The 13,134-nt window shown below is 69.3% G+C and carries 12 protein-coding genes; 7 read left to right on the top strand and 5 right to left on the bottom strand.

All coding sequences use genetic code 11. The annotated features are described in order from the left end of the window. Window positions 1-166: 166 nt before the first annotated feature. Window positions 167-3,445, bottom strand: coding sequence for a sensor domain-containing protein (locus JW897_RS06690; protein WP_205465573.1), 3,279 nt, complete (start codon window positions 3,443-3,445; stop codon window positions 167-169). A 202-nt stretch (window positions 3,446-3,647) separates the two neighbouring features. After that, entirely contained in the window at window positions 3,648-5,096 is a 1,449-nt protein-coding gene (locus JW897_RS06685) for an aminotransferase-like domain-containing protein (protein ID WP_048414682.1), read from the bottom strand. 233 nt (window positions 5,097-5,329) lie between these two features. Here JW897_RS06685 and JW897_RS06680 point away from each other — a divergent pair, with 233 nt between their 5' ends. The 7 genes from JW897_RS06680 to JW897_RS06650 all read left to right on the top strand — a co-directional run bounded on the left by JW897_RS06680 (window position 5,330) and on the right by JW897_RS06650 (window position 10,811). Next, entirely contained in the window at window positions 5,330-6,034 is a 705-nt protein-coding gene (locus tag JW897_RS06680; RefSeq protein ID WP_205465572.1) for a LysE family translocator, read from the top strand. Window positions 6,035-6,104: 70 nt separating this feature from the next. Next, window positions 6,105-6,656 carry an isochorismatase family protein gene (locus JW897_RS06675; RefSeq protein WP_205465571.1) on the top strand — a complete coding sequence of 184 codons (552 nt, stop codon included), beginning with the start codon at window positions 6,105-6,107 and terminating at the stop codon, window positions 6,654-6,656. A gap of 109 nt (window positions 6,657-6,765) precedes the next feature. After that, on the top strand, window positions 6,766-6,984 hold the full coding sequence (locus tag JW897_RS06670; RefSeq protein WP_259043040.1) for a DUF1737 domain-containing protein: 219 nt from the start codon (window positions 6,766-6,768) through the stop codon (window positions 6,982-6,984). After that, window positions 6,971-7,879: an EamA family transporter gene (locus JW897_RS06665; RefSeq protein ID WP_048414685.1), complete on the top strand. Its 909-nt coding sequence runs from the start codon at window positions 6,971-6,973 to the stop codon at window positions 7,877-7,879. The genes JW897_RS06670 and JW897_RS06665 overlap by 14 nt, the downstream gene beginning before the upstream one ends. Next, window positions 7,869-8,786: a GlxA family transcriptional regulator gene (locus JW897_RS06660; RefSeq protein WP_048414686.1), complete on the top strand. Its 918-nt coding sequence runs from the start codon at window positions 7,869-7,871 to the stop codon at window positions 8,784-8,786. The genes JW897_RS06665 and JW897_RS06660 overlap by 11 nt, the downstream gene beginning before the upstream one ends. Window positions 8,787-8,895: 109 nt before the next feature. Then, window positions 8,896-9,540, top strand: coding sequence for an LPP20 family lipoprotein (locus tag JW897_RS06655; RefSeq protein WP_048414687.1), 645 nt, complete (start codon window positions 8,896-8,898; stop codon window positions 9,538-9,540). 74 nt (window positions 9,541-9,614) lie between these two features. Next, window positions 9,615-10,811: a flagella assembly protein FlgT middle domain-containing protein gene (locus JW897_RS06650; protein WP_231589285.1), complete on the top strand. Its 1,197-nt coding sequence runs from the start codon at window positions 9,615-9,617 to the stop codon at window positions 10,809-10,811. A 58-nt stretch (window positions 10,812-10,869) separates the two neighbouring features. Here the strand turns inward: JW897_RS06650 and JW897_RS06645 are convergent, their stop codons facing one another. From JW897_RS06645 to JW897_RS06635, 3 genes are read right to left on the bottom strand one after another with little or no spacing between them, the layout of a single operon-like run. Beyond that, the gene (locus JW897_RS06645; RefSeq protein WP_205465570.1) at window positions 10,870-11,286 is read right to left on the bottom strand and encodes a RidA family protein; all 417 of its coding nucleotides are present in this window, start codon (window positions 11,284-11,286) and stop codon (window positions 10,870-10,872) included. 49 nt (window positions 11,287-11,335) lie between these two features. Next, entirely contained in the window at window positions 11,336-12,550 is a 1,215-nt protein-coding gene (locus tag JW897_RS06640) for a cyanate transporter (RefSeq protein ID WP_205465569.1), read from the bottom strand. Next, on the bottom strand, window positions 12,547-13,092 hold the full coding sequence (locus JW897_RS06635) for a MarR family winged helix-turn-helix transcriptional regulator (protein WP_205465568.1): 546 nt from the start codon (window positions 13,090-13,092) through the stop codon (window positions 12,547-12,549). Before JW897_RS06635 ends, JW897_RS06640 begins: the two co-directional genes overlap by 4 nt. Window positions 13,093-13,134: the final 42 nt, after the last annotated feature.

Below are 13,134 nucleotides of genomic sequence, written 5' to 3'. Positions count from 1 at the left end.
AACGCACTGATTTGTCAGAAAAATACAAGTATTTCTGCGCCAATGGCCGAATCAGGCGCGGCGCAAAGGCGGTTTTCACAAAAAAATCAGGGAGATGGATTTGTCCGCCGCCGTCGCCGCGGCGTTGAAAATCTCATCGGCAAGCGGGTTTCTCCGCCCGGAAGGCTCAGGGGCGGGACGGGGCCGCGCCGCCGTTTTTGACCAGTGCGGCGAATTCGTTTTCCGGCAGCGGCCGGGCGTAGAGAAAGCCCTGGCCGTGCTCGCAGCCGGCGTCCAGCAGGAAGCGGCGCTGAGCCTCGTTTTCCACGCCTTCGGCCACCAGGCCCAGGTGCAGGGTCTTGGCCAGCGAGATGATGGCCAGGCTGATGCTGGCCTCGTGCTCGTGGTCCGGCAGGCCGCGCACCAGCGACTGGTCGATTTTCAGCGTTTGCACCGGCAGCTGGCGCAGATAGCTGAGCGAGGAGTAGCCGGTGCCGAAATCGTCTATGGACAGGCTTACGCCCAGCTGGCGCAGTTCGCGCAGCACTTTCAGGTGCGCGTCCGGATTGCTCATCACGAAGCGCTCGGTGATTTCCAGCTCGATCTGCCGCGGCGGAATCCGGCAATCGCGCAGCGCCTGCTTCAGCGTTTGCAGGATGGGGGCGCGCTGGATTTGCGCGCCGGCGATATTGAGGCTGAGCACGCCCGGCGACAGGCCGGCGTCCTGCCAGCGGCGCAGAATGCCGCAGGCGTGACGGATCAGCCAGCTGCCGATGGGGATGATCAGGCCGGTTTCCTCGGCCAGCGGAATGAAGGCGTCCGGCCCGACCAGGCCCCGGACCGGGTGCTGCCAGCGCAGCAAGGCCTCGGCGCCGACGAGGGCGCCGCTTTGCAGATGGTATTTGGGCTGGAACACCAGGAACAGCTCGCGCCGCTCCAGCGCCAGGCGCAGTTCGCGCTCCTGTTCCACCCGCAGGCGCGCGCGCTGGGTCAGCTCCTCGGTGTAGAAGCGGAAGGCGCCCTTGCCGTCGTTCTTGGCCTGGTACATGGCGGCGTCGGCGTTGCGCATCAGCGTTTCCGCGTCCTGGCCGTCGCGGGGGTAGATGCTGATGCCCACGCTGCAGCCCACTTCCACCTCTTGCTCTTCCAGCCGGAACGGCCGGGCGCAGGCCTTGACGATCTTGTTGGCGATGTCGATGACCGGATTGTCGGCCTTCTGGTTCTCCAGCAGGATCAGGAATTCGTCGCCGCCGATGCGGGCCACGGTGTCGTTGGCGCGCAGGCAGTCCTTGAGCCGGGCGGCCACTTCCACCAGCAGGCGGTCGCCGGCGCCGTGGCCGCGGGTGTCGTTGATCTGCTTGAAGTTGTCCAGGTCGATGAACAGCACCGCCACGCGGCGGCGCTCGCGCTTGGCGGTCTGGATCGCGTGCTCCAGCCGCGACAGGAACAGTAGGCGGTTGGGCAGGGTGGTCAGCGAGTCGTAGTGCGCCAGCTGCGCCATCTCGGCGGCGGATTTCTTGATCTGGGCGATGTCGGAGAACACGCCGACGTAGTTGCGCACCGCGCCGTAGGCGTCGCGCACCGCGGTGACGGTGAGCCAGGCCGGCGCCACGCTGCCGTCCTTGTGGCGGTTCCAGATCTCGCCTTGCCAGCGGCCGTGTTCCGCCACCGCCTGCCACAGCCGGCGGTAGAAGCCGGCGTCGTGGCGTCCGGAGTGCAATAGGCGCGGGCTCTGGCCCAGGAGGTCGGCGCGGGCGTAGCCGGTGAGCGCGCTGAAGGCGGGGTTGACGTCGAGGATGCGCAGGTCGGCGTCGGCGATCATCACGCCTTCCTGCGTGTGTTCGTAAACGGCGGCGGCTTGCTGCAGGGTCTGTTCGCGGTGCTTGAATTCGCTGATGTCCTGCAGGGTGCCGCTCAGGCGGAGGACGCGGCCGCGGCCGTCCTGTTCCAGCGCGATGTGATGGCGGACGTAGCGGTCGCCGCCGTCCGGCAGCAGGATGCGGTGGTCAAGCTGGGCGGTTTCGCGCCGGCGCAGCACCTGGCGCAGACAGCGGCGCAGCGGCGGCCAGTCTGCGGGCGGCAGCAGCGCGGGCAATTGCGCCAGCGGCGGGGGCTGCCGGGCGGGGTCCAGCCGCCACAGCTGGTACAGCTCTTCCGACCAGTGCGGCGCGGCGTCGCCGCGCCGCCATTCCCAATGGCCGATCCGCGCCTGGGCCAGCGCCTCGCTCTGGCGGCGCTGGGCGTCGCTGTGGTGCTGGCTGCGGTCCAGGAAGTTGGACAACATGTCCGCCACCGACTGCAGCATGTGCTGTTCTATCCACAGCCAGCTGTGCGGCGCCGGCGCGCTGACCGCCAGCACGCCGCGCCAGCATTGGCGAGGCCGCAGCGTGGCCAGCAAGGCGCTCTGGCCGTTGTCGCCCAGCAGCTGGCGCAGGACGTCGGCCGCTTCCGGCGCGTCGGCACTGTCGTTCAGCTGCAAAGTGCGTTGCTGGCCCAGCTGTTGTTCCAGCCAGCAGAGCTTGGGGCGGGGGATGGCCGGCGGCTCGGCCGGCGGTCCGGCGGCCCGGACTTCGCGCCGCCATTCGCGGGCGATGCGCACTTGCTTGCCGTCGGCGTCCAGCAGGGCCAGCAGGCAGCGGTCGGCGCCGAGGAAGCGGCCCACGCGCTCCAGCAGGCCGCTCATGCGCGCCCACAGCGGTTCGGCCGGTTGGCTGGCCAGTTCGGCGGACAGGCCGGCCAGTTGCGCCAGGATGTCCAGATGGCGGGTCAGCAGCTGTTCGGAGGTGAGCCGGTCGGTGGCGTCGTGAAAGGTCAGCAGCAGGCAGTCCTGGCCTTCGGCCCGCAGCGGCCGCGCGCGGATGTCGGCGTGGCCGGCGTCGCCGTCAGGCCGGCGCAGCGGGGTGGCGGCGATCTGGCTGGGCTTGTCCTTGGGCAGGGTCAGCAGCGGGCGCAGCGCTTCGGCCAGACCGCTGCCGGGCGCCAGCGCCGAGAGCGCGACGGGATAGGCGGGCGCGTCGGCGCGGCCCAGCAATTCCAGCAGCGCGGCGTTGGCGTACAGCACTTGCTGGCCGACGGGCTCCAGCAGCAGCACGCCGTCTTCCAGTTGTTCCAGCATGGCCTGAGCCGGCGGCGGCTGCGGCTTGGCGGGGGAGGCCAGCGCCGGCTGCAGCAACTGCCGTCCCAGGCTGTGGGTCATGTCGGTCAGCATTTGCCGGGCCTGGCGTCCGGCGGCGCTGTCCTGGGGCAGCGCGGGCTGGGCGGCCAGCGCGGACAAGATCTGCGCTTCGCCGATGGCGTGGCGCAGCGCGTAATCGCGCAATTGCTCCAGCTGGCGCAACAAGCTGTCCAGCGACGCGCCGGCGGAGAAGGCGGCGTCGTAGCGGTTCAGCAGGTCGCGCAGACGGCGCTGGTGTTTGCCGGCGGCGGACCCGCTGTCGGTGGCGGCTGGTTTCTTGATCGTCGGCATGAAGTCTCTTTCTGCGCTCGCGCCCGCTGCGGGCGCGGTCAGGTCTTGCTTCATTGTTAGGCATGGATTTCAAAAAGGCCAGCCACTTAATAGCAATATGCGCGGTTCATAAAAACCCTCGCGCGCCTTGAAAATGTCTTCGCGGGCGGCTCGGCGCGGGCTCGCCCGCCGCCCGCCGCGCGGAGGCGCCGCCGGCGCGGCGTCAGGAGCGCCGGAGCTGGCCGGCCAGGACGCCGACGCGCGCCAGCGCCGCCAGATAGCGCTCGTCCAGCGGATAGCAGCAGGACAGCCGCAGCGCGTTGGGATAGCGGCCGCTGGGGGAGTACAGCGGGCCGGGCATGATGCTGATCATCTCCGCGATGGCGGCGTGGAACAGCGCCACCGCGTCGATGTCCTCGGGCAGCTCCACCCAGATCAGAAAACCGCCGGAAGGCGCGGTGGCGTGGGTGCCGGCCGGGAAATGGCGCGCGATCATGCCGCGCACCTTTTCCACGTGGGCGGCGTAGCGCCGCTTCAAGGCGCGCAGATGATGGTCGTAGCCGCCGGACTCCAGGAAGGCGCCCAGGGTTTCCGAGAGCACCGCCGGCTCCGCCACCGAGGAGGCGAACTTGAGCTGGCGCAGCGCGTGGCCGAAACGGCCGCCCTCCATCCAGCCGATGCGGAAATCCGGCGCCAGCGTCTTGGTGTAGCTGGAGCAGACGATGACCCAGCCTTCGTCGTCGAAGGCCTTGACCGCCGGCGCCAGGGTGTCGCCGAACTGCAGCTCGGCGTACAGCGCGTCCTCGATCAGCGGCACCTGGTGGCGGGTGATCAGCCGCGCCAGCCGCTTCTTGGCCTCCAGCGGCATGGTCGCGCCCAGCGGGTTGTGGACGTTGGGCATCGCCACCAGCGCGTTGATGCGTTTTTCCACCAACAAGAGCTCCACCGCGTCGACGGACAGGCCGGTTTGCGGATCGGTGGGGATCTCCACCGTTTTCAGGCCCAGGCTGGCGATCAGCGGCAGCAGGTTGAAATAGGTGGGCGATTCCAGGCCCACGGTGTCGCCGGGCCGGGTCACCGCGCGCAGCGCCAATTGCAGCGCCTCCATGCAGCCGTGGGTGAGCACGATGTCCTGAGCCTGCAAGGTCATGCCCAGTTCCAGGCCGCGGCGCGCGATCTGGGTGCGCAGCCGCAAGGAGCCCGGTGGCAGCGCGTAGCGGCTGACCATGCCGGGCTGGCGGCGCAGGATCTGACCCATCAGCCGGCCCAGCTTGCCGCCGGGGTAGAAGTCGCCGCCGTGAGGACAGGCCAGCGCCAGGTCGATGTAATCCTCGTTCTGCTGCGCCTCCAGCACGGTGTCTATCAGGCCCAGCACCTGCGGCCGCGTCGGCGCGGCCGGGCTGCTGAGGGTGGCCGCCGGCCGCGCCGGCGACGGCAGCCGCGCCCGCACGTAGTAGCCGGATTGCGGCCGGGCCTCGATCAGGCCGCGGTCCTCCAGCACCCGGTAGGCGGCCACCACGGTGTTCAGGCTGAGCTGGCGGCTTTGCGAGGTGCGCCGCACCGACGGCAGTTTGGCGCCGGGGGGCAGGGTGCCGCGCTTGATGGCCAGCGACAGATCGTCGGCCAGTTGCTGATACAGCGTGGGGGCTTGGGGGGCGACAATGGGTTCCATGGGGACAGCTTGCCGCGCTTGGGCGGCGGTAGACAGACACAGTACCCATGATAGGCGATGGTGACAGTTTGCGGAAACGCCGCGCTGTCACCACCGCGAAAGGTGACAGCTGCGGCTGTCGGCGTCGGGCTGCGCTGCGTAGCATGGATTGGGAAAGCGGGGCCGCGTCGGCCCCATGCATCGCCATGCCGCGCCGCCGGACGGCGCGGAGCAAGTTTAAAGAGAAGCCCGCCATGCCCGAATTCGCCTTGTTGTCCTATGTGGCGGTGATGTCCATCACCCCCGGCCCCAATAATCTGATGCTGACCGCGTCCGGCGTCAATTTCGGCTTTCGCCGCACCATTCCGCACATGCTGGGCATCAGCCTGGGCTGCGCTTTCCAGGTGTTCCTGGTGGGCAGCCTGCTGTCGCTGCTGCTGGACGGCATCCAGGCCGCGCGGCTGCCGCTGGCCCTGCTGGGCTGCGCCTATCTATTGTGGCTGTCCTGGAAGATAGCCCGCGCCGGCCAGCCGGAGGCGGGCGCGGCGGCGCGGCCGCTGGGTTTCGTCGGCGCGGCGCTGTTTCAATGGCTGAATCCCAAGGCCTGGGTGATGGTGATCAACGCCGCCATCCTGTTCATGCCGGCGGCGGAGGAGCAGCGCTGGCTGGGCGCGGTCATGCTGGCGGCGGTGTTCGCCGCGGTCAACCTGCCGTGCATCGGGGTCTGGGCCTGGGCCGGCGAGCGCTTGCGCGCCTGGCTCGCCAGCCCGCGCGCGCTGCTGGGCTTCAATCTGAGCATGGGGGTGCTGATGGCCGCCACCGCCTTGTGGCTGCTGTACGACGAGTTCCAGCCGCAAGGCCCGGCGAAGGCGGCCGAGCTTGCCGCCGCGCCGGCGCCGGCCGCGGTGGGCACGATGTCCGTTTTTGACAGCGGCTTGTCCGTAATCAGCGTTAAATAAAGGCGCGCGAGTCCGTAGCATTCGGGCTGTGTTCAACAGCGTCCGGCCCGGACGCGAGGGAGAAAGCGCCATGAAGAAAACCGCCTTGCTGGTGATTGACGCGCAGGAATCGTTCCGTCACCGCCCGTATTGGAAGGAAGACGAGATCCCGGCTTTTCGGGACAAGCTGCGGCAATTGATCGCCGGCGCCGAAGCGTTGGGCGCGCCGGTGATCAACATCCTGCACGAAGACGGAGACGAGGCCTTCAGCGCCGCCTCCGGCCTGGTGCGGTCGCTGGAATGGCTGCGCCACCGGCCGGCCGCCACCTTCGTCAAGCACGTGCACAACGCGCTGACCGATTCCGGCCTGCAGCCCTGGCTGATCAGCCACGGCGTCCAGCGCTTGATCGTGTCCGGCATCCGCACCGAGCAATGCTGCGAAACCACCACCCGGGTGGCGTCCGACCTGGGTTACGAGGTGGACTTCGTCACCGAGGCCACCTTGACCTTCGCGATGACTCATCCGCATAGCGGCCAGGTGTTCAGCCCGGCGGAAATCCGGGCCAAGACCGAGCTGGTGCTGGCCGGCCGCTTCGCCGACATCGTCAGCGTGGAGCAGGCGCTGGCCAAGCTGGCGCGCTGAGCGAGCGGGCATTTGACCGTCGCCATCGAGACTGTCTGATGGTACTGTGAAGCGCTATCTAAAATGAATGCGGCGGGCCGGGCCCGCCGCTCAGCCATGGGAGAATCGCATGCGGCCCACCCTTCCCCCCGACGGCATGCCGGCCTATCGTCTGCTGAGCGGCCCGGACGACGCCGGCTTCTGCCGCCGCGTCAGCGAGGCGCTGGCCTTGGGCTACCGGCTGCACGGCTCGCCGGCGGCAACCTTCGACGGCGAGCGCGTCATCGTCGCCCAGGCGGTGCTGTGGCCGGCGGCGTCGGCGCAAGGAGACGGCGATGCCGTGGAGTGATTTGCTGCAGGCGCTGGCCATCGTGCTGGTGTGGGGCGTCAACTTCGTGGTGATCAAATGGGGCGTGTCCGATGTGCCGCCTCTGCTGCTGGGCGGCCTGCGTTTCTGTCTGGCCGCGGTGCCGGCCCTGTTCTTCATCCGCCGGCCGGCGCTGCCCTGGCGCTATCTGCTGGCCTACGGCCTCAGCGTGGGCGTCGGCCAGTTCGCCTGTCTGTTCACCGCCATCAAGCTGGGCATGCCCGCCGGTCTCGCCTCGGTGGTGTTGCAATCGCAGGCTTTCTTCACCTTGATCCTGGCCGGTTTGTGGCTGCGCGAGCGCTGGCAGGCCAGCCAGATGGCCGGGCTGCTGCTGGCCCTGGGAGGCCTGGTTTTGATCGGCCTGAGCAAGGGCGGCAGCATGACGGCGGTGGGCCTGGGCCTGACCATCGCCGCCGCCTTCAGCTGGGCGCTGTCCAATGTGGTGGTGAGGCAGATGGGCCGCGCCGGCTACAGCGTTCAGCCGCTGGGCCTGGTGGTGTGGTCCAGCCTGGTGCCGCCGATTCCGTTCTTCCTGCTGTCCTGGTGGCTGGAAGGCGGCGAGCGCATCGCCGCCGCCCTGGCGCATTTCACGCCGCAGGCGCTGTTCGCGGTGGCCTATCTGGCCTTTGTCGCCACCTTGTTCGGCTACGGTTTGTGGAGCCGGCTGCTGTCGCGTCACCCGGCCGGCAAGGTGGCGCCGTTTTCGCTGCTGGTGCCGGTGGTGGGCGTGCTGGCGTCCGGCCTGTTGCTGGACGAGCGTTTGAGCGCGCTGCAGGCCGTCGGCAGCCTGCTGCTGCTGGCTGGACTGGCGGTGAACGTGTTCGGCGCGCGCTGGCTGGCGCGCCTGCGCGAAGGAGCGGCGACGCGTGGCGCTTGATGTCTTTTTCGTGCTGCCGCCCAATTTGCTGCTGGTGGATCTGGCCGGCCCGGCCGACGCCTTCCGCATCGCCGCGCAACTGGGCGCGCCGTTCCGGCCGCATTACGTCGCGCCGGCGGCCGGCGTGCCCACCTCGCTGGGCCTGAGCCTGGAAGGCGCGGCGCCCTTGCCGGAGACGCTGCCGGACGAGGCGCTGGTGGTGATCAGCGGCGCCGCGCATTCGATCGAGGCCTATGCGCGGCCGGAGGCGCGCGAGATCGTGCGCTGGCTGCGCCGCCGGGTGGACCCCGGTCGCCAGCGCGTGGCCAGCATTTGTTCCGGCAGCCTGTTGGCGGCGGAGGCCGGCTTGCTGGACGGCCGCCAGTGCACCACTCACCACACCTTGCTGGAGCGCCTGCAGCAACTGGCGCCGCAGGCCAGGGTGCAGCAGAACCGCGTCTTCGTGCAGGACGGATCGATCAGCAGCAGCGCCGGCATCACCGCCGGCGTGGACCTGGCCTTGCAGTTGATCGCAGAGCTGGCCGGGCCGGCGCTGGCGCGCGAGGTGGCGCGCCACATGGTGGTGTATTTCCGCCGTTCCGCCGGCGACCCGGAGCTGTCGCCGTGGCTGACCCATCGCAACCATCTGCACCCGGCGGTGCACAAGGCGCAGGACCTGATCGCCGCCGATCCCGCGCGCGGCTGGCGGGTGGAGGAACTGGCCGGCCAGGTGCACGTCAGCGCCCGGCATTTGTCGCGGCTGTTCCGCGAGCACGCCGGCGTGTCAGTGCACGACTATCACACCGGGCTGCGCCTGGCGCTGGCCAGCCAGTGGCGCGGCGCCGGGCTGTCCAAGGAAAAGGCCGCGCTGGCGGCCGGGTTTTCCTCGGCGCGGCAGCTGAACCGGGCCGGGGACGGCGGACGCTGAGGCGGGCGGGATTTTGTTTTTATTCAAGTTTTGCATGGGAATGCCGATGTTGCGGTTGACGTTCGCTTAGATCGCTTCATAATTCGAGCAACATCCAACGGTATTTGCCATGAAAACGATTCCCAGTGTTGCCTGCTTCCTGTCCGTCTTGCTGGGCTTGTCCGCCTGCGCCACCGCCGAGCGTCCGCCGCAGGCGGCAGAAGCGCCGCGCGCCGCGGCGGGCATGACGCCGAGCGGCGTCGGTTTCGTCGGCCCGGGCATCGAGACCGAGGCGCCCAAGGTGGTGGTCAAGGAAGTGAATCCCTATCAGCCCATCGTGGTGCGGGTGGTGGGCAGCGGCGCTGCGCCGTACACCTCCAGCCTGACGCCGTCGCAGCGCAAGCTGCTGGCGCTGCGCGCCGCCCGGCTGGACGCTTTCCGCGCCATCGCCGAGCAGGTGCAGGGCATGAAGCTGGTGGGCAACAGCTCGGTGTCCAATATGATCGCCAACAGCGACAGCTTCCGCACTTACGTGGACGCTTATCTGCGCGGGGTCAACATCGTTTCCAACAGCATGAAGCCGGACGGCACCAGCGAGGCCATCGCCGAGATCACGCTGGATCAGGACTTCTACAAACAATTCCGCCAGGCGCTGGACAAGACCGGCGGCAGCGTGATGAAGGCTTCGCAGGAGAACGCCACTTCCGGCCTGCAGTGCGCGGAAGGCAATTGCGGCGCGGCGCGCTACAACAGCAACTACTACATGGCTCAATGATGCGGTTTCGCTTTCCCTCTCTGCTGGCCGCCGCGTTTGCGGCGGCTTTTGTTTGTCCGGCCGGCGCCGAGATCATGCGCGCCGAAGGCGTGGCCTCGCTGGACAACGGCGTGGCCGCCGCGCGCGAGCAAGCGCTGCAGGACGCGCTCAAGATGGTGGCGCTGCGCCAGGGCGCGCGGGTGGAAGCTTCGCAGGGGCTGGATTACGGCAAGAGCAGCGAGTCCGGCTCGCTGACGCCGCTGGCGCCGGTTCAGGGCGCGGTCAAGGTGGCGAAGGAGTTCCAGCAAGGCAAGCTCTACCACGTGCTGGTGGAGGTGGACACCGGCAAGCCGTCCGCCGCCGCGCGCGGCAAGGAGCCGGCCTGCGCGATGCCGCCGGGCCGCAGCCTGCGCCGCAAGATCGTCACCACTTATTTCCAGGTGGACCGCCCGGCGGAGGCGTCCGACATGCCGGAGCTGGCCACCGGCCTGCCCACCGAACTGTCGCGGCGCTTGGGGGCCAACCGCATGTACAGCCTGCTGGACGCCAACACCGTGTCGGTGCTGGCCGATTCGCGCGTGGCCGAGCCGGCCGCCGGCGCGGAGATCGTTCGCCGCATCGGCCAGTCCGAGGACGCTCAGTTCGTGGTGGCCGGCCGGGTGCTAGCCACCGGCGCCACCGCCAAGGGGCTGCGCAAATCGCTGTACGAGTCCAACAACACCAGTCAGCAGGGCACCTTCTACAACGGGCCGTTCGCCGGCCTGCTCGGCGGCGGGGTCAAGTACGTGCCCACCGAGCGCCAGTTCGACGCCGAAGTCTGGGTCTACGACGCGCTGACCGGCGCGCTGCTGGCTCGCGAGCGGGTGTCGGAGCTGGCCAGGGGCGAGGTGACGCCCAATCCGCCGCGGCCGTTCGCCTCGGCGGCCTTCTGGCAGAGCGATTACGGCCAGGCGGTGAATCGGGCGCTGGATCAGGCGGTGAGCCGGATCGGCGAGGTGATTTCCTGCATTCCGTTCTCCGCCCGCATCGTCAAGCTGGTCGACGCGCGCCAGGTGTACATCAACGCCGGCTCGCTGGACGGCGTCGCCGTCGGCGACAAATTCCTGGTCTACCAGCGCAAGAGCGCGCAGCCGGTGCGCGATCTGATTTCCGGCCGCGAACTGGGCGTGCCGGAGACCTTGGCCGGCGACGTCATCATCAGCCAGGTGCAGCCCAATTTCGCCGTCGGCGCGGTGCAATCGCAGGGCAAGGTGGGCGAAGGGGATTACGTGCGCTTCATGCCGCGGCGCTGAGCGCGCCCGCCAGCGAAAAAGCCCGCCTTCACGGCGGGCTTTTTTTGCGTCGGGGAGTTCACGCCGGCAGGAAGGCGGTGGCCTCGATCTCGAACAACATGCCGTCCAGCGCCAGCCGCGGCACCGGGATCAGCGTGCAGGCCGGAGCCGGCAGCGCGCCCCAGGCGGCGCAGAGCTCCGCGCCGAAGGCGCGCAGCCGCGCTTCGCTGTGATCGACGATCAGCACCGTCAGCTTGGCGACATGGGCGAGATCGGCGCCGCCGGCGGCCAGCGCGACGCGCAGATTGGCCAGCGCTTGGCGCACTTGCGCCTCGAAGCCGTCGGCCAGCTCGCCGGCGGCGTTCTCGCCGCCCTGGCCGGCCACCAGCAGCATGCGGCTGCCGGCGTCGACCACGGCCAGGTGGGAATAGCCGTTGGGCGCCGGGTCGTACAGGCCGGCGGGATTGCTCAGGCGGAAGGGGACTGCCTTGCTCATCGACTTTCTCCTTGCGGTTTGCGGGCGGCGCCGAGCGCCGCGCCGGGGATCAGCGGGTCTGCGCGGCGACGGCGGCCGGGCTTTGCATCGCCTCGGCGTAGCCCTGCGGCGCGAAGCGGCGAGTCAGCACCAGCAGGCTGGCGATCAGCAAGGCCAGGCACAGCCAGGCCAGGTTGAAGCTGGAGGTGGCGTCGCGGATCCAGCCGGCGGCGAACGGCGCCACCGCGGCGATCAGATAGCCTATCCCCTGCACGAAGGCCGACAGCTGGCCGGCGTTGCGCGCGTCCTCGTAGTGGTGCAGCGTCAGGATCATGGTCAGCGGGAACAGGCCGCCCACGCCCAGGCCCAGCAAGGCCACCCACAGCAGCAGCAGGCCGCCGTGCGGCGCCAGCACCATGCCCAGCAAGCCGGCCAGCACCGCCAGCAGCACCAGGGTCAGCCAGCCGCGCATGTCGTGGCTGCGCGCGGACAGCAGCGGGATGGTCAGGCCGGACACCACTTCCATGCCGGTCATGAAGCTGAGCATCAGGCCGCCTTGCTGCTGGCTCCAGCCCAATTGCACGAACAAGGCCGGCAGCCAGGCCAGGGAACTGGCGTAGACCGCGGTGCCGATGCCGAAATAGAAGGCCAGCAGCCAGGCGCGCGGAATCTGGCTGAACCGCGGCGCGCGGGCGGCGGAGCCGCCGCCGGGAGCGCCGCGCGGCGCGCAGAGCAGCCAGCAGGGCAGCGCCAGCGCCGCCAGCGCGGCCCAGGCGGCCAGGCCGTTCTGCCAATGCGCGCTATGCGCGGCCAGCCACGGCGCGCCGGCGGCGGCCAGCGAGGCGCCGGCCATGATGGCGGTGATGTAGAAGCCCATCAGCGCCGATACCTTGTGCGGGAAGTGCTGCTTGATGAAGCCGGGAATCAGCGCCTGGGCCAGCGCGATGCCGATGCCGGCCATCAGCGCGGTGGCCAGCAGGGCGCCGAAGCTGGCCGGCAGCCAGCGCAGCGCGCTGGACAGCAGGATCAGCAGCAGGGCGATGACCACGCCCTGACGCGCGCCGGCGCGGCGTTCCAGCCAGCTGCCGAGGAAGGCGCCGGCGCCCATGGTGGCCACCGGCAGCGTGGTCAGCAGCGAGGCGTCGCTGAAGCTCATGCCGGTGGCGTGGCGCAACTGGTCCAGCAGCGGGCCGATGGCGGCCAGGGCGGGGCGCAGATTGAGGCCCACCAGAATGATGGACAGCGCCAGCCACAGCGGGCGCTGAACGGAGTTGTCTTGCTTCATGATGTCTTGCTTTCGGTGGGGAGGGGGCGAGGCGGGGACGCCGCTTCGGTTTGCGCTTCTCCGGGGAAGCTTTGCAGCCATTGGCTCAGCAGCGCGGCCAGTTGCTCGCGTTGCGGCGCGGCCAGCGCGGCCAGCGCGCTTTCCTGGGTGGCGATGTGGGCGCTCATCGCGCGTTCAATCAGTTCCAGTCCGGCCGGGCTCAGACGGATCAGCATGCCGCGGCGGTCGTTGGGATCGGGCAGGCGCTCCACCCAGCCGGCGCTTTCCAGCCGGTCCAGCCGTTTGCTGACCGCGCCGGAGGTCAGCAACAGCGTGGTGTACAGCATGGTGGGCGATAGCTGATAGGGCGCGCCGGCGCGGCGCAAGGTGGCCAGCACGTCGAATTCGCCGTCCTTCAGCCCGAAGCGGGCGAAGTTGTCGGCCAACGCGCGCTCCACATGGGTCACCAGCCGCGCCAAGCGGCCGATGACGCCGATGCTGGCGCTGTCGAGGTCGGGTCGCTCGCGCCGCCATTGGGAAATGATGGTGTCTATCTTGTCCATGGCGGCGATTATGCCATGGATATGTATTCCTAGGAAGATATT

This window comes from Chromobacterium alkanivorans (genome assembly GCF_016937655.1).
GTDB classification, from domain to species: Bacteria; Pseudomonadota; Gammaproteobacteria; order Burkholderiales; family Chromobacteriaceae; genus Chromobacterium; species Chromobacterium alkanivorans.
Note: the sequence above shows the minus strand (reverse complement) of the source record. Positions and strands in the feature narration are given on the sequence as shown.

Excerpts from the sequence above, each read along its gene's own strand:
- JW897_RS06640 (WP_205465569.1), bottom strand. The coding sequence starts at position 12,550 with ATGAAGCAAGACAACTCCGTTCAGCGCCCGCTGTGGCTGGCGCTGTCC.
- JW897_RS06645 (WP_205465570.1), bottom strand. The coding sequence starts at position 11,286 with ATGAGCAAGGCAGTCCCCTTCCGCCTGAGCAATCCCGCCGGCCTGTAC.
- JW897_RS06675 (WP_205465571.1), top strand. The coding sequence starts at position 6,105 with ATGAAGAAAACCGCCTTGCTGGTGATTGACGCGCAGGAATCGTTCCGT.
- JW897_RS06685 (WP_048414682.1), bottom strand. The coding sequence starts at position 5,096 with ATGGAACCCATTGTCGCCCCCCAAGCCCCCACGCTGTATCAGCAACTG.
- JW897_RS06650 (WP_231589285.1), top strand. The coding sequence starts at position 9,615 with ATGCGCGCCGAAGGCGTGGCCTCGCTGGACAACGGCGTGGCCGCCGCG.
- JW897_RS06690 (WP_205465573.1), bottom strand. The coding sequence starts at position 3,445 with ATGCCGACGATCAAGAAACCAGCCGCCACCGACAGCGGGTCCGCCGCC.
- JW897_RS06655 (WP_048414687.1), top strand. The coding sequence starts at position 8,896 with ATGAAAACGATTCCCAGTGTTGCCTGCTTCCTGTCCGTCTTGCTGGGC.
- JW897_RS06635 (WP_205465568.1), bottom strand. The coding sequence starts at position 13,092 with ATGGACAAGATAGACACCATCATTTCCCAATGGCGGCGCGAGCGACCC.
- JW897_RS06670 (WP_259043040.1), top strand. The coding sequence starts at position 6,766 with ATGCGGCCCACCCTTCCCCCCGACGGCATGCCGGCCTATCGTCTGCTG.
- JW897_RS06680 (WP_205465572.1), top strand. The coding sequence starts at position 5,330 with ATGCCCGAATTCGCCTTGTTGTCCTATGTGGCGGTGATGTCCATCACC.
- JW897_RS06665 (WP_048414685.1), top strand. The coding sequence starts at position 6,971 with ATGCCGTGGAGTGATTTGCTGCAGGCGCTGGCCATCGTGCTGGTGTGG.